Annotated in this window: 14 protein-coding genes; 6 read left to right on the top strand and 8 right to left on the bottom strand. The window is 72.0% G+C overall.

Going from position 1 to position 18,190, the window contains the following annotated elements:
- Positions 1–5 precede the first annotated feature (5 nt).
- From ACWD02_RS33500 to ACWD02_RS33510, 3 genes are all read right to left on the bottom strand, one after another.
- On the bottom strand, positions 6–440 hold the full coding sequence (locus tag ACWD02_RS33500; protein WP_363205960.1) for a roadblock/LC7 domain-containing protein: 435 nt from the start codon (positions 438–440) through the stop codon (positions 6–8).
- Positions 437–2,989: a nitrate- and nitrite sensing domain-containing protein gene (locus tag ACWD02_RS33505; RefSeq protein WP_451217519.1), complete on the bottom strand. Its 2,553-nt coding sequence runs from the start codon at positions 2,987–2,989 to the stop codon at positions 437–439. The genes ACWD02_RS33500 and ACWD02_RS33505 overlap by 4 nt, the downstream gene beginning before the upstream one ends.
- A 64-nt stretch (positions 2,990–3,053) precedes the next feature.
- Positions 3,054–3,827, bottom strand: a complete 774-nt coding sequence (locus ACWD02_RS33510; RefSeq protein WP_451217522.1) for an MHYT domain-containing protein — start codon at positions 3,825–3,827, stop codon at positions 3,054–3,056.
- A 151-nt stretch (positions 3,828–3,978) separates the two neighbouring features.
- Here ACWD02_RS33510 and ACWD02_RS33515 point away from each other — a divergent pair, with 151 nt between their 5' ends.
- Entirely contained in the window at positions 3,979–4,578 is a 600-nt protein-coding gene (locus ACWD02_RS33515; protein ID WP_451217525.1) for a class I SAM-dependent methyltransferase, read from the top strand.
- An 18-nt stretch (positions 4,579–4,596) separates the two neighbouring features.
- Here ACWD02_RS33515 and ACWD02_RS33520 read toward each other — a convergent pair whose 3' ends face one another.
- Positions 4,597–5,370, bottom strand: a complete 774-nt coding sequence (locus tag ACWD02_RS33520; protein WP_451217528.1) for an alpha/beta fold hydrolase — start codon at positions 5,368–5,370, stop codon at positions 4,597–4,599.
- 102 nt (positions 5,371–5,472) lie between these two features.
- Between ACWD02_RS33520 and ACWD02_RS33525 the strand changes: the two genes are divergently transcribed.
- Positions 5,473–5,994, top strand: coding sequence for a PadR family transcriptional regulator (locus tag ACWD02_RS33525; RefSeq protein WP_451217531.1), 522 nt, complete (start codon positions 5,473–5,475; stop codon positions 5,992–5,994).
- On the opposite strand, the gene ACWD02_RS33530 is transcribed toward ACWD02_RS33525, so the two are convergent.
- On the bottom strand, positions 5,983–6,888 hold the full coding sequence (locus ACWD02_RS33530) for an oxygenase MpaB family protein (RefSeq protein ID WP_451217534.1): 906 nt from the start codon (positions 6,886–6,888) through the stop codon (positions 5,983–5,985). The genes ACWD02_RS33525 and ACWD02_RS33530 overlap by 12 nt on opposite strands.
- 100 nt (positions 6,889–6,988) lie before the next feature.
- Here ACWD02_RS33530 and ACWD02_RS33535 point away from each other — a divergent pair, with 100 nt between their 5' ends.
- Positions 6,989–7,273, top strand: coding sequence for a hypothetical protein (locus tag ACWD02_RS33535; protein WP_451217537.1), 285 nt, complete (start codon positions 6,989–6,991; stop codon positions 7,271–7,273).
- A gap of 490 nt (positions 7,274–7,763) precedes the next feature.
- Positions 7,764–8,642 (top strand): hypothetical protein, encoded by an 879-nt coding sequence (locus tag ACWD02_RS33540; RefSeq protein WP_451217540.1) that lies wholly within the window; start codon positions 7,764–7,766, stop codon positions 8,640–8,642.
- A gap of 44 nt (positions 8,643–8,686) precedes the next feature.
- On the opposite strand, the gene ACWD02_RS33545 is transcribed toward ACWD02_RS33540, so the two are convergent.
- From ACWD02_RS33545 to ACWD02_RS33555, 3 genes are all read right to left on the bottom strand, one after another.
- Positions 8,687–12,097 (bottom strand): hypothetical protein, encoded by a 3,411-nt coding sequence (locus tag ACWD02_RS33545; protein WP_451217543.1) that lies wholly within the window; start codon positions 12,095–12,097, stop codon positions 8,687–8,689.
- A gap of 191 nt (positions 12,098–12,288) precedes the next feature.
- Positions 12,289–12,471: a hypothetical protein gene (locus tag ACWD02_RS33550; protein WP_451217546.1), complete on the bottom strand. Its 183-nt coding sequence runs from the start codon at positions 12,469–12,471 to the stop codon at positions 12,289–12,291.
- A gap of 140 nt (positions 12,472–12,611) precedes the next feature.
- Positions 12,612–13,667 (bottom strand): fatty acid desaturase family protein, encoded by a 1,056-nt coding sequence (locus tag ACWD02_RS33555; RefSeq protein WP_451217549.1) that lies wholly within the window; start codon positions 13,665–13,667, stop codon positions 12,612–12,614.
- Between the two features lie 247 nt (positions 13,668–13,914).
- Here ACWD02_RS33555 and ACWD02_RS33560 point away from each other — a divergent pair, with 247 nt between their 5' ends.
- Positions 13,915–16,785, top strand: a complete 2,871-nt coding sequence (locus ACWD02_RS33560) for a DEAD/DEAH box helicase (protein WP_451217552.1) — start codon at positions 13,915–13,917, stop codon at positions 16,783–16,785.
- Positions 16,782–18,110: an SWIM zinc finger family protein gene (locus ACWD02_RS33565; protein ID WP_451217555.1), complete on the top strand. Its 1,329-nt coding sequence runs from the start codon at positions 16,782–16,784 to the stop codon at positions 18,108–18,110. Before ACWD02_RS33560 ends, ACWD02_RS33565 begins: the two co-directional genes overlap by 4 nt.
- Positions 18,111–18,190: the final 80 nt, after the last annotated feature.

The following is an 18,190-nucleotide window of genomic DNA, read 5'->3' on the forward strand; positions in this document are numbered from 1 at the left end:
CTGTGTCATCCGACGGCCGGCGGCTGCGCCGCGAAGCGCGGAGGGGTGTGCAGATGCTCGCCCACGCGTTTGACCAAGCGGGCCATCTCGTAGGCGACGAGGCCGATGTCGGCGGTCACGGAGCTGAGTACGGCGAGGCACGAGCCGTCGCCCGCCGCTGCCACGAACAGGAAGCCGTCGTCCATCTCCACCATGGTCTGGCGCACTCCCCCTGCTCCGAAGTGCCGGCCCGCGCCTTTGGCGAGGCTGTGGAACCCGGAGGCGACCGCGGCGAGGTGTTCGGCGTCCTCGCGGGTGAGGGCGGTCGAGGCGCCGACGGCGAGTCCGTCGTTGGAGAGCACCACGGCGTGCCGTACCTCTCCGACGCGCAGCACCAAGTCATCGAGCAGCCAGTCGAGTTCGCCGGTCCTGCCGGCGGTGATGCTCTGATCCTGGATCATGCGTGGTCTCCTTCGGTGCTGTCACTGGCCGGGGCCGGCCCCGGGATGTCGGGGACCGCGCCGACGATGCCGGGCCTGCGGCCGCCGCCGCGGGCCCAGCCTTCGCGGTAGGCGGACATGCGGTCCCGTACGTCTTCGGGGCTGCGTTCGGGGTCTTCGCGGACGCTCACGGATCCGGCCGCCACATCGCGCGGGCGCTCGCGCAGCTGGGGGGCCAGGCTGGCCTGGCGTACGCGGCGCGGGAGATCGTCCGAAGGCTCCGGGGCGGCTTCGGGTTCCGTTGCCGGCGGCTTGTGCGGGCGCAGGGCCGTGACGCCCGGGGGAGTCGCCGTCGGGGTTTCCGTCGAGGGGGCCAGTGCGGGGCGGGCGGCCGGGGCGGGCACGGAGTTGCCGTTCAGCGGGGCGGTGTCGGGCACGCGTGCGTGCGCGTGCAGTTCGCGGTCACGTTCCATGGTGTGATCTCCGGGACTCTCCGGCGTGGTGCTCTGCAGTAGTGCGGTGGGCAGGAGAACGACCGCGGTGGTGCCGCCGTAGGGGGACGTGCGCAGGTGCACCTTGATGTCGTGGCGTGCGGCGAGCCTGCTGACGACGAAGAGGCCCAGTTGGTCGCTGTCGAAGAGATCGAGCGCTTCGGACTGCTCGATGCGGCGATTGGCCTCTGCCAGGGCCTCCGTGCCCATTCCCAGGCCACGGTCCTCGATCTCCAGTGCGTAGCCGTTGCCGACCGGTTCTCCGTTGACCCGCACCTTGGTGTGGGGCGGCGAGAACTGGGCGGCGTTCTCGACGAGTTCGGCCAGGAGATGGGTGAGGTCGGCGACGGCCGTCCCGAGGACCGCGGCGGCGGGGAGCTGGCGCACCTCCACGCGCGCGTAGTCCTCGACTTCGGAGACGGCCGCGCGGACCACGTTCGTCAAGGACACGGGCAGGCGCCAGGCGCGCCCCGGTGCGGCTCCGGAGAGGATGATCAGGCTCTCGGCATGTCGCCTCATGCGGGTGGTGAGGTGATCGAGCCGGAAGAGGTCGCTGAGTTCGCTCGGGTCGTCCGCCCTGCGCTCCATGCCGTCGAGGAGGCTGAGCTGGCGGTGGACGAGAACCTGGCTTCTGCGGGCGAGGTTGACGAAGACGCCGGAAATGCCGCTGGCGAGTTCGGCGCGCTCGATGGCTGCGTGCAGGGCCGCCCGGTGCACTGTGCCGAGCGCTTCGTAGACCTGTCCCGTCTCATCCTGCGCGGGTGGCCCTGGGGGTGCTTCGGCGTGGATGTCGATCTCCTCGCCGGCCCGCAGCCTCCGCATGGCGTGCGGGAGTTTGCGGCGGGCGATCTCCAGAGCGCCGTTGCGCAGGCTCACCAGCTCGACGACCAGGCCGCGCCCGATGCGTACGGAGATGACCAGTGAGGCGGCGACGGCCACGAGCCCGAGCAGCACGGCGGCACCTGCCGGGGTGAGCAGCCCGCGGGTCAGGGGGTCGGCCCGGCCCGCGGCGTCGCGGTCGGCGCCCGCGTCGATCGCGCGCAGCTCGTCGCGTACCACCGCGTGGGAGTTGTCCCACTTGGCAGCCGATGCCGCGTCAACGGCTTTGCGGCCCGGTGGTGCGAGGAGCACCTTGTCTTCGACGGTGCGCACGTCGGCGTACGCGCTCCCTTCCGCGAGGTCCTGCCAGGCTGCTCGTTCGGACCCGCGCAGGTCCGCGACCGCCGCCTCGGTCAGGGTGCGCCGGGTGTCGACGGCTCCGGTGAACTGCCGCAGTCGCTCACCGTCGAGGGCGCCGTCGAGCCGGGCGCTGGACAGGACGACGTCCTCGCGTGCCAGCATTTCGGCGGCTCGGGCGAATTCGAGCAGCACGCGCGCGTCGGAGCCGAGTTCGGCGTCCTGGACGCCGGTGAGCGCGCCGCCCACCCCGAAGGCGGCCGAGATGGCCTTCGTGTACTGGCCGTAGGTCGTGTCCCAGCCCGTGCGCCCGTCGATCACGTCGGCCCGCAAGGCGTTCAGGCCCTCGGCGGCAGTGACGAAGGACGCGAGCCTGGATGCCACGCCGGTGGGCAGATCGGCGCCGTCGGCGACCGTCCGGCCCTCGCCACGGCGCAGCTTCCCGATCGCACGGTCCGTGCGCTCCGCTCGCCTGTTGAGTTCGCTGCCGCCGTCGGGTGCGGGCCGGGTCGCGTAGCGCACCGCTGTCACACGTTCTGCCTGCAGTGCGGCGATGGCCGCGTCGACGGGACCGCGCACCTCCGTGTCGACGCGCTGCAACTGCCGCAGGTGCGCCACGTCTTGAGCTGTACTGACCGTGGCGTACCCCCACAGCCCGATCAGGGAGACGACCGGCACCATCAGCAGGCAGACGATCTTGGCTCGTACGGTGCGAGGGCGGGGCCACCACGCGCGGTCGCGCGACGCCGGGGCTGTAGGCGGAGCGGGTTCCGAGGGGGCGTGCGTGTCGGGCCGTTCGTCGGCGGGAGGGCCCGCGTGTGCGCGTCGACCGCGTGCCGGGGCACCGGTTTGCGGCGGCGATATGCCGTCGGCCGGGTCAGGGGTCCTGCGGGGTGTAGGCATGGCCTCCTCGCTCGGAGAGATTTCGGGGTGTGTCGGCCCGTCCGCGACCGGCCCGGATGCGCCGCTATCCGGCGGCACCCTCCACCGGCCGCTGGGCCGCCACGGAGGCCTCGCGCTCCCCTGAGGTCGGGGAGAGCGCGACAAACGCGGAGGTCAGGAAGAGATAGGACCCGAGGCCGACCGCCAGGGGGAAGATGAACTGCATGGTCGTCGCGCCGGACAGTGCGGCGCCGGATTCGGTGACCCGCACGCTCACGGCCAGCATGCCGGTGTAGTGCATGCTGCTCACCGCACCGCCCATGACAAGTGACGCCACGGCGACGGCCAGAGGCGACTTGATGTTGAGCGCCGCCCACAGGGCCGCGGTCGCGGCGACGACGGCGATGACCACGGAGAGGCCGACCAGCACGGGGTCGTAGCGCACGTTGCCGTGCAGCCGTAGCGCGGCCATGCCCAGGTAGTGCATGGACGCCACGCCGAGCCCGGTGGTGAGGCCGCCGAGGGCGAGCGCGCGTGCGCGGTTACGGCCGTAGCCGACGGCGAAGACCCCGACTCCGACGACCGCCATCGCCACGACGAGGCTCAGGATGGTCAGGGGCACGTTGTAGTGGATCTCCGTGCCGGTGACGCCGAAGCCGAGCATGGCCACGAAGTGCATCGTCCAGATGCCCGCGCCGATGGCGGAGGCCGCGGTGATGAGCCAGTTGCGGCGCGAGGTGCCCGTGGCGCCGAGCGCACGGACGGTGCAGCGCAGCCCGAGAGCGGCGCCGATACAGGCCATCGCGTACGACAGCACGGGGGTCAGCCAGCCGAAGGTGGCGTGGTCCAGGTGTCCCATGGCTCCGGGACGCTAGTCCGAACAGGGGCGCACAACGGGGGCGCAGTTCGAAAGGTGTTGAAAGATGACAGAGAGAGGGTCCTGAACGATCGCGTGACGCTCGAACGTGTGCCCCCGACGTACATGCGCGTCGTTGAGCAATCATGGCCGCATGAGCGATGACCACACGCGTGTCCGTGACTTCTTCTCCGCCCGAGCGGCCGACTGGGACAGCCGCTTCCCCGACGACGGCCCCGCCTATCGGTCCGCCGCGGCCGAGCTCGGCCTGCGCCCCGGCGGCCGTGTCCTCGACGCCGGGTGCGGCACCGGACGTGCCCTGCCCGCGCTCAGGGAGGTCGTGGGACCCTCGGGGGTCGTGCTCGGGGCCGACCTGACGCCCGCCATGCTGGAGGCCGCCACACGGGCGGGCAGGGACCGCGACGGGCAACTCCTGCTCGCGGACGTGTCCCGCCTCCCGGTGCGCGACGCGTCCCTCGATGCCGTGTTCGGCGCGGGCTTGATCTCCCATCTTGCCGATCCGGCCGAGAACCTGCGGGAGTTGAGGCGTGTCGTGCGTCCCGGAGGGATCCTTGCCCTTTTCCATCCCATCGGCCGGGCGGCGCTCGCGGCGCGGCAGGGTCGCCAGATCACGCAGGACGATCTGCGTGCCGAGGCGAACCTCCGCCCGATTCTGGCCGCCGCCGGCTGGCGGATGACCTCCTACGTCGACGAGGACGCACGGTATCTCGCCCTGGCTGTACGAGAGGACTAGGACCGTGGCGTCGGACTCTCACCGCGTCCGGCGACTCTCACCGCGTCCGGCGACGGCTGAGGCGAACACCTCCGGGTTGTCGAACATGACGTTGTGCCCCGCCTTCGGCACGGTCACGACCGTCACCCCGGATGCCGACAGCTCCTCTGCCCCCGGGAGTTCGCCGCTGCGCGCGCCTTGCAGGAAGACACGCTCGACGGGCAGCTCCACGAGCATCGCGCGCATCGTCGGCTGCGTTCCCCTCACCAGCCCCGTGGCGCTGCGGTGCAGGGCGCGGGGGTCGGCCAGCCGCATGGTGGCCGCCCACAGGGGGCCGATCGTGTCGAGCACGCGCGCGTGGCCGTCGGCGACGTAATCCTCCTCTTCGTAGGCGGCGATGTTGCTGCTGCCCGCTGTCACGGCCGGATTGGGGTCGAGGTTCGCCTCGGTGAGCACCAGCCGGGACACCAGGTCGGCGCGTCGGTGCGCGAGCACGATGGCGACGGAGCCGCCCATGCTGTGCGCGACGATCTCCGCGCCGGTCACCTGGGCCGCGTCCAATACCGCGGCCAAGGCGTCCGCGTGGTCCTCCAGGGAGTACCCGAAATCCGCCGGGCGGTCACTGATGCCGTGGCCCGGCAGATCGACGAAGAGCGATCGGCGTCCGTGCAGCTCGGCTCTGGCCGCGATGTGAGCGTGGTAGACCGACGACGCCGCGCCGAGCCCGTGCACGTACACCCGGGCCGGGACGGATCCTTCGCTCTCCGTCCATCGGACGCAGCTGCCCTGCGCGTCGAACCGTGCCTGCCGCATCGCCACTCCCTGGCTCGTCCCCACCTACTCCGAGAGGACAATACATCGTGACCGATGTATTGCGAGGGCGAGGTACACCGGCCGTGCGGCAGAATGCACGGCATGCTCGAACTGGCCATCCTCGGATTCCTCTACGAAGCGCCCCTGCACGGCTACGAGCTGCGCAAGCGCATCGCCGCCCTGACCGGGCACGTGCGTCCGGTCGCCGAGAGCACGCTGTACCCCGCCATCAAACGGCTGGAGAAGGCCGGACTGCTGGCCCGCGAGACACAGCCCGGCTCCGTGGCCGCCCCCCGCCACGTCCTGGACCTCACCGCGGACGGCAGGAGCGAGCTGCGCCGCAGGCTCACGCAGCCGCAGCAGGCCGACATCACCGACGAGAACCGCTGGTTCACGGTTCTCGCCTTCCTCCGCCACGTTGACGACAGGGCGGCACAGGCGGCGGTCCTCGAGCGCCGCCTGGCCTTCCTCGAGGAGCCGGCCAGCTTCTTCTACGACGGCGAGCACCCGCTGCGCGCCGAGGATCTGGACGATCCGTTCCGACGCGGGATCCTCACCATCGCCCGCGCGACCAGCCGCGCCGAACTCGCCTGGCTGCGCACGACGTTGGGCTCACTGCGCTGACGTGGCCTCCGACCCGCCACTGTGCGGCACCGGGCATCCACGGACGCCGGGCACGGGGAACGTGCCGAGCTCGCCGACCCGGTATCCCTGCGGGTAGCCCTTGATCTCCCAGTTCTGCCGGGCGTAATGCGGCGCGGTGCGGGGCGGCATCAGGCGCACGGCCCGGCCGCGCAACCGCACCGCGCGCCTGACCAGCGTGCGGGTGGCGGAGCTCGGTGGTTCGTAGCGGAAGGCACGCAGGAGGGGCTCGTCGAGCAGAGCGAGGGTCGAGGCGCGCAACAAGGGCGCCAGAGGGCGCGGGTACCAGGAGGCCATGAGATCGAGGGTCGCGTCGGAGACCTTGCGCGCGCCCTCGTCCCACGCGAAGTGCGCCTCTTCGTAGGCATCCAGGCACTTTTCGAAGGCTTCGTAGGAGTCCGGGATGTCCTGGATCCCCATGTGCCGCCCCAAGGTGCGGTAGTAGACGGCGGCCGCGGTCGTCTCGTGGCGCGACAGCTTGCGCCAGCCGTAGGCGTCGATCCAGCGCTTGGGCATCACCACGAACGTGCACAGCACGTACCGCATGTCTTCATTGCTGATGTCGTAGCTACGGTGCATGTGGTTGATGCGGCGGATCGCGGTGCGGCCCGTGTCCGTGCCGAAGCCGTGCTCCACGACGGTGTCCAGGAGCAGAGCCGTGTCGTCGTACCGCTTCTGCGTACGGTCCGTCAGTTCCGCGGTCTCGGCGAGGAGCCGTCCGATGCTGGGGACGGCGTAGGTGCGGTAGAGCGCGAGCTCGAGAGCGCGGGTGTAGTCCCAGGGGAACTCGTACGTCGCGGTGAGCCGGTAGATCTCCAGGGCGTCCTTCTCCGGATCGAGACGCCGGATGTCCTTGAGCCGGTCATAGCGCTTCACCGCACGGACCCCCTTCTGTCGCCGGAGCTCCAACTCTACGTTGGGGTACAACAGATGAGTGATCATCAGCGGCAACCACGACCGGGGGAAGGTGGCCCACATGTTCGACAAACTCCGCAAGCTGTGGCGCACGGACGAAGCTGTGCACGGCAAGCAGGAGCGGCGCCGCCCGCACAACCTCTTCGAGGCGGCCGCCGTCTACGTGGCCGCGTCCGCCGACGACGACCAGGACCGGGCGGACGAAGCCGCGGGCTGGGTGTCGCCGGAGGCCCTGTCCTTCGGGGTCAGTGAACTCGCCTGCCGAGCGGTCATCGCCCTCGCCCGGGAGCGCGACGAATCGCCGGCGGTCGTGGCGCGTACGCTCCTCGGCCTGCCTGCCGCCTGACGTCGGTGTGCGTGGGATCGGGGCAGGCCAGTGCCTCATGGAGGGGGGTGCCTGCCTCGGCCGCGTGTGCGAGGCGCTCTCGGACCTCGCGCGGCGTGCGAGGGCGATAGCCGGGGCCGTCGCCGCAGCAGCCCTGGCGGAAGCGAAGGCCGGACAGCAGGACCACGCTCAAGGCGCGCCAAGCCGCCGTGTCGCGGCGCTTGGGCACGGCGAGCGCCGATCCCGCGTTGAGCAACTGGCCCTGGCACTGCGGGCAGACATCGGCACGCACCCGGCCGTAGTCGGCCGGCTTCTTGAAAGAAGCACGGCACGGCAGGCAGACGTAGTGCGCACTGGCTCCAGGCATGACAGGCACCCTAGGCGACCGTCGCGGGCGCACACGAGCGAGTTCGCGGCGCCTATGAGCACCCTTCCTGGTCACGCGCCCCTCGACGATCAACCGGACCTGTGGTTAGGGTGCGCCGACGGAAGAAGCGATGGGGAGGCTGGCATGGCCGGAACGGACGACGCTGTCGCCGCCGAGGACGACGCGCTGTACGTGCTGACCGCGGTGCTGCTGACACCCGCGAAGTTCCCCAGTGTGCTCGGCGACGACTATCCGGAGGCATGCGCGGCCCTGGGGCTCGCACCACTCGCCACCGGTTACGGTCTGGTGCTCGGCCAGGATGGTGCGGGCGCCCGGTGGACCGTCGTCGTCGACGACGTGTCACTCGTGGCCGTCGCCATCGCCTCCTGGGACTGCGGCATGGAGTACGACCTGTCGCCCGATGAACGTACGGTGGTCGCCGCACTGCCCGGCTGGCCGCTGGCGGTCGCCGTCGCGGCGCCCAACGTGCCCGCTCCGCACGATCCCGAACCCGAGGAAGCGGACCAAAAGCCGCTCTCACCTCCGCAGTCCGACTTCTGGGGCCCCGCTCAGCGCCGGCTGGGCGCCGACGAGATCGCGCTCCAGTGGGCGGCGTGGCGCGAGCAGATCGACGACGCCGACTTCTCGACCGACAGCCCCGATGGCGACGCGGCGCAGGAGGGCGACGCAGGCCCCGGCAGCGGCGAAGATTCCGCGACCGATGCCGCTGTCGAGGCTGACGCCGCTCAGGCGCCCCTCACCGGCGTGCGTCGCGTGCTGGCCGAAGCGCGGGCGTACGTGAGCACCCCGCCGCCCCTGGGCCGCGTGCGCTCCTCGTTCGCCTCCGGTGAGGCACGCATTCTTCGTGCCGACGGTCCTGGCTGGTCGATGGTCGCCAGGACCGACGACATCGCGTTCGTGCTGCTCGACGAGGAGCCGGGCGAGGTGCTGCCGGTGGGTCGCGGTCCCGAACTCCCCTCGCTCCTCGACGCACTCGACAAGATGGCCGTACGCCCCGCCTGACCGCCGCCCCTCTGATCGACGCGTTTTCCGGGGCGGGCGACTTCTCAGCGGTTCCGCTCGGCGGCGAGGATCAACGCACCCATCGCGGTGTCGTGGTCCGTGTGTTCGCGCAACGCCACCAGTTCGGCGCGCCAGGTCTCGTCCCACGACGTCGCCCGGCCACCCGCCCGCACCAGTGCGAGGGCCATCACCCCGGCCACCGGGGTTCCTCGCTCACGCAGCAGACGCGCGGCCGCGAGCAGGGCCGCACGCGCGGGTGGCGTCGGGACGTCGAGATGCAATGCGCTCGCCAAGGGCAGACGCTCGGGGCGCTCCCCCACCAGAACCAGCAGCCGTTCCCAGCGCGCAACGCTGTGTCGGCCGTGGCGCACGGCGGCCAGCGACGTGTCCCAGGTCAGAGCTGCCGCGTCGGGGTACAGGCCCACGGCGTGCAGCGCCAGGGCCAAGGAGTCGGCGACGAGGAGCGTCTGGGCAGAGCCGCGGCGAACGCGCACGGCCTCGGCGATGCCGGAGAGACGACGGAGCGCGTCGGCGCGCACCTGCGGGTCCGGCGTGCCGGCACGGTCCTGAAGCCGCCGGATAACGCTCTTCAGGATGGTCCCTCCGGCCGCGCCCGGGGGAAACCAGGCCCACTGCTGAGCGGCCGCGTCCCACTCCCGTCGGCTCCGCCCCAGGTCCGTGGCGACATCGGCGACGGCCCTCATGGCGTCGGCCGATCGGGGTGTGAACCAGGCGGGCAGGGCCCGGCACGCGGCAACCACGGTCTCTTCGTCGCCGTCCCTCACCAAGCGGGCCAGAAAGTCCGCGTAGGCCTCCCCGGCGCCTTCGTTCACGAGCCCCACGCGCGCGTGGATCACTGCTTCCCGTACCGCGGGTTGGTCCGCCGACCGGGCCAGGCGCTCCGCGATGCCGGGTCGGTGGATCGCGGCAAGGAGATGGCGGGCCACTACGGCGCGTACGTCACGGTGTTGCCGCGGCGCGTCCCAGGCCGCCACCAGAGCGTCGAACGCCGCGTCCCCGGTGAGCGCGCCAAGGGCGCGGACGGCTTCTTTCCGAGAGCCGACGGGGGCGTCCGCAGCACAGGCCACGGGGCCGAGCAGGGCGACCGCTTCCGGGTCCGGCACCACCGCCAGGAGTCGGCGCACGGACGCCATGGCCGCCCGGCCCCGGACGCCGCCCGTCGCGGCGTGTCGCAGCAGTGTGCCCAGTAGGGCCTCGGTGGCAGGTGGTACGGCGTCGTACGCCTCACCGACGACCTCGCCCAGCACGCCCAGTGCCGCCGCGGCGACGGGTTGCGGCGCTGATTCCGCGAGTGCGGTCAGCAGCGCGGCGTCACGGACCTGAGCTGCCGCGTCGGCACGGGTACGCAAGGGGGCCGGCTCGTCGGCGGCCACGCGCGCGTGGTGCTCGTCCCACGCGCGGCGTTGCGCCGGCAGCCAGCGACCGGTGACGCCTGCGTGCCGGTCTGCGGCCCAGGCGACGGCCCGGGGGCGCACGCGGCCTTTGAGCCCGTCTTGAGCGGCGAGCAGCACCGAGTCCAGCAGGTCGGTGCGCCGGGTGACGACGGTGCGCAGGATGACCGGCACCGACGCGAACGAGGCATCATGGCCGATCAGTTCGGCACTGCGCCGCTCTCGCAGTTTCACCGGACCCACCCAGGCGGCCGCCGCGCGGGCGGCGATGTCCGGGTCGTCGGACTCCAGCGCCATCGCGCGCACCAGAGCGTCGAGTTCCGGCAGTGCGGTGAGGTGCGGCGCGAGAAGCTCCGCGAGGGCGGTGCGCAGGCCGGGGGGCGCCGGTGTGCCCTGCGCTGCGGCGGACCAGACGGCACGCGCCGCTTCCTCGTCGATGCGCAGCGGCAGGGCGGTCTTGCGGGAGCGCGGGTCGGACACGACGTGGCAGAGCAGTTCCACCGCGTAGGCCGCGCGGTGCAGCCTGCCGGTCGCCGCGGCGCTCTCGGTGGCGCGGCGGAGCAGCTGTTCCGCGGCGGCCAGGGTGTGGGTGGTCGAGTCGCGGGACTGGACGGTGGTCAGTGCCGCGTCACGCAGGACCCGGTCGGGCAGCGCGGTGAGCAGACGTGGGGGCGCCCCCGCGAGCTGCTGGAGGGTAACTCTGCGTACCTCCTCCTGGTCGTGCCAGGCCCGCTCGCAGTCCTCTGCGATCCGCGCGAACTGCTCCGCATCGCCTTCGAGTTCGGCGCAGGCGAGCAGCGCGGGCCAGGCCATCTGGCGCTGGTGGATGCGGTGTTGCCCTGCCATGTCGCGCAACACCGGTTCTCCCAGCGCGAGCGGAAGGCCGACGGCAAGGCGGCTCAACGTCCATTCGCTACGCGAGAAGCGCTCCACCCAGGGCATGACGATCTCCGCCCTGTCGGCAGGCTCCAGGGCCGTGAGTGTGGCCACGGGCAGGCTCCGCACCGAGCGGGGCCGGGCGGTGCGTTCCTCGACGAGGCGACGGCGTTGCGGTGCGGGCAGCATGGCCACCAGGCTGTCGGGCTCGGTGTCGTGGCGTCCCGGCCCTCGGTGTCGTGGCTGCGTCACGGGGCAGCGGCGGGCGAGTTCCAGCAGTTCCGCGGGCGGGAGCGCGTGCAGGACCCGTCGGGTGGCGGGCGGCAGGGCTCCGGCAGAGATACGCAGTTCGCGGGGAGAGCCGTCCTGGTCGGGTGCGGCTCGCAGGATCTCCAGGACTCTGGAGGGGTGATGCAGCAGGGTTCGGGCCGCTCGCGGGGTCAGGAGATCGGGAGTCTGTGCCAGGAGCAGCAGTCCGGCCTCCGGGTCGTGTTGCGCGGCCACGCTCGCGATCGCTCGGTTGCGGCTCACGAAGCGATGGCGGTCGCGGTTGGCGCGGCTCTCGCTCCGAGTGACGAGCAGTTGGGCCAGGGCAAGGGGTGCGGTGCGGGTCAGCGCGTTCAGGACGGCGACAGGTGGATCGAGGCGGGGCAGCCATGCTCCGACCGTCTCGGCCGGGCAGGCGGGCAGCAGGTGGACCGCGTCCCGTGCGCCGAACCGTTCGTGGACCTCGGGCAGCAGGCGTGCGGCGAGGGCGCGCCGGCGGCTCAGGCGCAGGACGCGGTAGGTCTCGCGGCGTGCCGCCGCGATGTCGCTCAACGCGAGTTGTTCCAGGGCCGCTTCGGACACGGGAAGCCGGATGGACGCCGAGAGCGCGCGGCGGCGCAGGAAAGGATCGGCGAGGGCTTCGGCGATGGTGGTGAGGTCGCGCCGGGCCACGGCCAGGAAGAGGGCGGTGTGCCGCTCGTCAGGGGTACCGGCGGCGAGGGCCGCGCGAAGTGTGCCGTACGCGTCTTCGGTGAGCGTCCGGGCGTAGCGGGCGAGGGCGCTCATGCGGGCCGGGAAGGGCAGTGGGTCGAAGTGAGCCGTCAGCCAGGCCGGCGTCAGCGGCGCGGGAGAGGGCTGCGGCGGGAGGGACGGCGTCTGCGACGCCTCCTGTGCGGCCATCAGCGATCACCGTGGGATCGCTGGGCCTCCTTTCCGGAAGTCATGTGCGCCATGGTCACCGCGCAACTGCCGGGGCGCAAGGGGTTTTCCGCTCGCGGTGCCGCCCCGGGCGGGACCGCGAGCGGAGTTGCCGTCAGCCGCTGCGCATCGGGCGGCTTCTCACCGGCGCGTTACCCGCTGCGGGTGCCGGATCAGTGCCCGAACTCCTTGCGCGAGACGCGGCGCAGCCTGCGCCGCTGTCCGGGGTCGAGGGTCAGGTAAGCCGCGGCCGGGACTCCGAGCACGATCAGGAAGGCGGCCCACCAGGGCAGCCAGAACAACAGGATGAGTCCGGCCGCCACACCTCCTGCGGCGATCTTCGCGTTCTTCGACATGTGTGTCGCCTCCTTCGCGGCTGCTGCCGCTCTCTGTCTTGAGAAACGGGATCGGGCCGTCCACGGTTCCGGACTGCTCCCCTGATAGACCCCTGAGGAGCGACCCTGACGTAACCCTGAGCCGCGTCCGGGGCGCGTTGCTACTCGACCCGCAGGGGCTCGCCGACCTCGTACATGTGGCGCAGTACCTGTCGGTAGGAGTCGATGAATCCAGCCTCGGTGTACGGCATGCCCAGCTCGGCACAGTGGGCGCGGACCAGGGGCTGGGCGCGCCGCAAGCTGGGGCGGGGCATGCTCGGGAACAGGTGGTGCTCGATCTGGTAGTTGAGTCCGCCCAGGAACCAGTCGGTCAGCACGCTGCCTCGGATGTTGCGCGAGGTGAGGACCTGGCGGCTGAGGTGGCCCCAGCGCTCCCCGTCGGGGTCGGGCATCTCCATGCCCTTGTGGTTGGGCGCGAAGGCCAGGCCGAGGTGCAGGCCGAAGAGCGCCTGGTGGATGGCGGCGAAAGCAAGCGCGTGCCCCACCGGCATGGTGACGAGCAGCAGCGTCACGTAGCCGATGAGGTGGGCCACCAGGAGAAAGCCCTCGAGCAGTCGTTCGCGAGGCGCCTGGCGGCGCAGGTCCTGGAAGCCGTAGAGCTTCATGGCGACGCCCTGGAGCAGCGTCAGCGGGAAGAAGAGCCAGGCCTGGTTGCGGGTGAGCCAGCGCCGGAAGCCCACACGGACCTTGGCCTGCTTGCTCGTCCACACGAGGACGTCCGCGGCGACGTCGGGGTCCTTCTCGATGTGGTTGGGGTTGGCGTGGTGCCGGTTGTGCTTGTCGTTCCACCAGGCCGAGCTCATGCCAAGGAGGAGGTTGCCGTGGATCAGTCCGATGGCTCGGCTCACGCCGCGGTCGCCGGTGATCTGGGAGTGCCCGGCGTCATGGCCTATGAACGCCGTACGGGCACACAGTGCGGCAAGGACGGGCGCGAGGAGCAGCACCCACCAGGAACCGCCGACGAGGAACATGCCCGTCGCCACGGCGGCCAGGGCCACGGCGTTGATCGCGATGGTGCGGGCGTACCAGCCGGTGCGGCGGCCCAGGAGCCCCTGCTCCTTGACGGTGCGCAGGAGAGGCGCGAAATCGCTCCCGGCGGGCTGCCTCGTGGTGGTGCCTGGGGAACGTTCCGCGACTGCTGCGGCGGCCTGGGACATGGTGAGGTCTCCGGTCTCTGACTGGATCGGGCTGGCGTGACTCAACGTATGAGCCCGTGACCTGGGACAACCATGGCGCCTTCACCCGTCTCGGGAGGGGGACAGCACCGCCCGGGAGGGGGGTTAGCTACACCTTCGGCGCTTCGTGACGCGGATCACCCCGTAATCACTCACGCCCGGGGGCCGACGTGTTGTACTCTCGGCCGCTCCACCCCCAGTAGTCAAGTTTGAGGAATGCGCCATCGCCGTGCCCAGGCCCTCTGCCGCGTCATCTTCCGAGATCTCTGAACTGTCCCGCTGCTCCGTCCTGTTCGTCTCCGCCGACCCGGCACGCACCGGCCGGGTCGCCTTCTGGCACCCCGAGGGGGACGCGCCCCCCGCCTGCGCCGCGGGCACCGTCGAGGAACTGGCCATCGCGGTTCCCGGCGACGAGGGAGTCCACCTCAGCGACGTATCGGCCACCGTGCTTCCGATGCGCGCGGCGCTGCCCGTCCTGACACGCGCGCGTGCCGCGGCGGGCGTGCACCCGACGGCGGCGTTCTGGGGCACGGCAGGCCTGCTCGCGCTGCAACTCGCCGCGCGCGGACTGCTGCTGCCCGGACTGACGGCGAGCGATCACGACGCGTGGCGCTCGGGTCCGCTGGGCGCCGACGACCTGCGACGCCTGCGCGACCTCGCCGCGGCGATGCCCCCCGCCGCGCACGCCCTTCCGCTGGAGGGCGGCGCCGAACCCCTGCGGCTGCCCGACCCCGAACGGCTGCTGCGCCAGTTCCTGGACGCGGTGGCCGACACACTGCCGCGCACCCCGGCCGCGTCTCTGGCCGCGGGCGCTGCGCCCTTCGCCTCGCCCCAGCCCCAACACATCCCCGAACAGCGCCCCTGGGCCACCGACGTCGCCGCAGGGCACGACGCCGGCGTACGGATCTCGCTGCGCGTCGAAGTACCCGGCCTGGTGTCCGACACCTTCGAGGGGACCCGGCTGCCCTTCCGCGCCGTACTGCAACTGCACAGTGTCAGCGACCCCTCGCTCGTCGCGGACGCGGCCGAGGCATGGGCCGGCTCCGGCGCCTCGGGGCAGGCTTTCGGGGCTCGCTCACGGATGGACGCCCTGCTCGCGCTGCGACGCGCCACGCGTGCGTGGCCGCCGCTGGCCCCGCTGCTCTCGGCCACCGTCCCCGATGCGATCGAGCTCGCCGACGAAGAAGTGACCTCGCTCCTGGGCGAGGGGTCCCGCATGCTCGCCACCGCGGGTGTCGAGGTGCACTGGCCCAGGGAACTGGCGCGCAACCTGACCGCCCGCGCGGTCATCGGCCCGCCCGACGAGGAGACCAAGGGCCCAGAGAAGCCGTCGTCGGACACGCCGTCGTACCTCTCCGCCGACGCGTTGCTCGCCTTCAACTGGCGGTTCGCGCTGGGCGATCAACAACTGACCCGCGCGGAGCTCGACCAGCTCGCCGAAGCCAACCGCCCCGTGGTGCGCCTGCGCGACCAGTGGGTGCTCATCGACCCCGAAGAGGCCCGGCGCGCTCGCGCACACCAGGACCACAAGGTCACCCCGATCGACGCCCTGAGCGCCGTCCTGACGGGCACCACCGAACTGGCCGGGCAGCGCGTGGACGTCCAGCCGACGGGCTGGCTCGCCACGCTGCGCGAACGCCTCGCGGACCCCGAGGGCATGGAGCCCGTCGGCCAGCCCGAAGCGCTCGCCGCGAATCTGCGCGACTACCAGCTGCGCGGCCTGAACTGGCTGGCCCGGATGACCTCCCTGGGGCTTGGCGGCTGCCTCGCGGACGACATGGGTCTCGGCAAGACCATCACGCTGATCTCCCTGCACCTGCACCGGCAGACCCACGACGAGACCGCGGGGCCCACCCTGGTCGTGTGCCCCACCTCCCTCATGGGCAACTGGCAGCGCGAGATCGAGAAGTTCGCCCCCGGCACCCCCGTGCGCCGTTTCCACGGCTCTCGGCGCAGCCTGGAGGACCTCGCCGACGGGGAGTTCGTGCTCACCACGTACGGCACGATGCGGCTCGACGCGGACAGCCTGGCGCACACCCCCTGGGGCATGGTCGTCGCCGATGAGGCCCAGCACGTCAAGAATCCGTACTCGGCCACCGCCAAGCAGCTGCGCACCATCGGCGCACGCGCGCGCGTGGCGCTCACCGGCACCCCCGTGGAGAACAACCTCTCCGAACTGTGGGCCATCCTCGACTGGACGACACCGGGCCTGCTCGGCAAGCTCGGCACCTTCCGCACCCGCTACGCCCAGGCCGTCGAGAACGGCAAGGATCCGGCAGCCGCCGAACGGCTCGGCCAGCTCGTACGCCCCTTCCTGCTGCGCAGGCGCAAGTCCGACCCGGGCATCGCACCCGAATTGCCGCCCAAGACGGAGACCGACCGCGCCGTATCCCTCACCACTGAGCAGACGGGCCTCTACGAAGCCGTGGTGCGCGAGACCCTCGCCGAGATCGCCGGCGCCGACGGCTTCACCCGACGCGGCCTGATCGTCAAACTGCTCACCGGTCTCAAGCAGATCTGCAACCACCCGGCGCAGTACCTCAAGGAGGACAAGCCGCGGATCGAGGGCCGCTCCGGAAAGCTGGAACTCCTCGACGAGCTGCTCGACACGATCCTCTCCGAAGACGCGAGCGTGCTCATCTTCACGCAGTACGTTCAGATGGCGCGCCTCATCGAGCAGCACCTGGCGGCCCGGGGCACCCCGTCGCAGTTCCTGCACGGCGGCACGCCCATCGCGGCGCGCGAGGCGATGGTGGAGCGCTTCCAGGACGGCGAAGTCCCGGTCTTCCTGCTGTCGTTGAAGGCGGCGGGCACCGGGCTGAACCTGACACGGGCCGAACACGTCGTGCACTACGACCGCTGGTGGAACCCCGCCGTCGAGGCGCAGGCCACCGACCGGGCGTACCGCATCGGACAGACGCAGCCGGTGCAGGTGCACCGGCTGATCGCGGAGGGGACGATCGAGGACCGCATCGCCGACATGCTGCTGCGCAAGCGGGAGTTGGCGGACGCGGTGCTCGGCTCCGGCGAGGCGGCGCTGACCGAACTCACCGACGCCGAGCTGTCCGATCTGGTGGAGCTGCGAGGGGGGACACGATGAGCGACGACATGTACGACGAGCCGAACGACGAGACACGCGGAGACAGCCGACACGGGGAAGGCGCCTCCGAGTACGAACGCACCTTCGCCGCCCTGCCGGCCACGCACGGTCGGGGGTTCGCACAGAGCTGGTGGGGCCAGGCGTGGCTGAAGGCGCTTGAGGACACAGCCCTGGATCTGCAGCAGTTGAAGGCCGGACGCAGGTTCGCGCGCGCGGGAGCCGTGGGCGCGGTCTCGGTGCGCCCCGGCCGGATCACCGCCGTCGTCCAGGACCGCGACGGCACCCCGCGCCGCTCGGACGTACTGCTGCAGCGGCTCAGCGAGGAGGAGTGGGACCGCTTCCTGGGCATGGCCGTCGAGCGGTCCGGGCACATCGCGGCGCTGCTCGACCGCGAGATGCCGCCGCACCTGGTGGAGGACGCGGCGGCAGCCGGCGTCGAACTCCTGCCCGGCATCGGGGACCTGGAGCCCGAGTGCGACTGTGACGCGTGGGACCACTGCGGGCACACCGCTGCGCTCTGCTACCAGGTGGCACGGCTGCTCGACCAGGATCCGTTCGTGCTGTTCCTGATGCGTGGCCGCGCGGAGCGCGAGCTGCTGGACGAGCTGCAGGTACGCAGCGTGGCGCACGCGGAGGCCGAGGAGGTGCCTGCGCAGGAGCAGGAGGGCTCCCAGGAGGGCGTGGACGCCGACGAGGCGTACGCCGAGGGAGCCATCCTGCCCCCGCTGCCCGAACTGCCTCCGCTGCCGCCTGAGCCGGGCCTGCCGCCTTCGCTCGACACCGAAGCGGAGCCCGCGCCCGGCCTTGATGTGACCGCGCTCGAATTCCTGGCGGCGCAGGCGGCCGTGGAGGCGCACCGGATGCTGGCCGAAGCGCTCTCCCCCGGGCACGAGCGCCAGCCGGTCGAGAAGGAGTTCACGCCGGACGAGGACGCCGTTCGCCTCGCCCTCTCGGCACCCGCGCCGGTGGCCGCGCGCCTTGCGACCGCCGCCGGCCGCGGCAAGGACGGCCTCACCCTGGCCGTGCGGGCCTGGGAGTACGGCGGCCCGGCAGCGCTGGCCGTTCTGGAGGAGGAGTGGACACCTGCGGCGGACGCGCTGGCACGCGCGCGTGCCGCGCTGGAGGCGGCGTGGGATGACGAGGAGCGCCCCCAGCTGCGCGCCGCCCGCAATCGCTGGACCGTGGTCGGAAGCGATGCCCAGCTGCGGCACAGCGCCGACGGCCGCTGGTGGCCCTACCGCAAGGAGCGCGGCCGCTGGACCCCGGCGGGCCCCGCGGCCCACGACCCCGCGACGGCACTGGCCGTGGCCACCGGCGGCGAATAGGCAAGGCGAGTCCGGTGCGGGCCTTCCCGGAGGCCCGCACCGGCTCGCCTTCCGCAGGCCCGCACCGGATCCGCTTTCCG

The organism is Streptomyces sp. NPDC002853 (assembly GCF_053591915.1).